1 protein-coding gene is annotated in these 546 nt (G+C 67.9%); it reads right to left on the bottom strand.

The window, feature by feature from the left end; genetic code table 11:
* Positions 1 to 546 (bottom strand): DUF1522 domain-containing protein (locus UNPA324_RS10505; protein WP_141938809.1); only part of this gene is annotated, 546 nt, incomplete at both ends.

Here is a 546-nt window from a genome sequence, read left to right as displayed (position 1 = left end):
TAACCGCTCGGAACGCTCGGAGCACCGGTCGAACCCGGGATCGGCGCGTTCTTGAAGGTGATGACGTGACCGTCGACGTTCAGCGTCGAACCGTCCGCAATGGTCGCGCCGAGCGAGGCCGCGCTGGTGGTGCGGTTGACGGACACGGTGGCGTTGCCGCCGCCCACCGACGTGGTCAGGCCGAGCGACTTGAGCAGGTCGGCCTTGCCGGTGACGCTCAGATCCGCACCCGTCGAGCTCTTCAGCGTGACGGCGCCGCCGCCAACGCTCGAAGCGGTCTGGTTGACGCTGGTGGCGATCGTCGCGGCACCCGAGCTGATGGAGACCGTCTTCACGCCGCTGGCCAGATCGACCGCGGTCAACAGATCGTTGACGGTCGCAGCCGGGGTACCGGCGGTGCCGAGATAGACGGTGGTGTTGCCATTGCCGTCGGTGACGAGGTTGCCGCTGACGCCGGAACCGGACGCAACCGCGGTCGATGCCGGAGCAGAGCCGCTGCGGAAGGTGATGGTCTTGCCGTTCACGGTCAGCGTGTCGCCGTCGGCA

The organism is Bradyrhizobium sp. UNPA324 (genome assembly GCF_006658635.1).
GTDB classification, from domain to species: Bacteria; Pseudomonadota; Alphaproteobacteria; order Rhizobiales; family Xanthobacteraceae; genus Bradyrhizobium; species Bradyrhizobium nanningense.
Note: the sequence above shows the minus strand (reverse complement) of the source record. Positions and strands in the feature narration are given on the sequence as shown.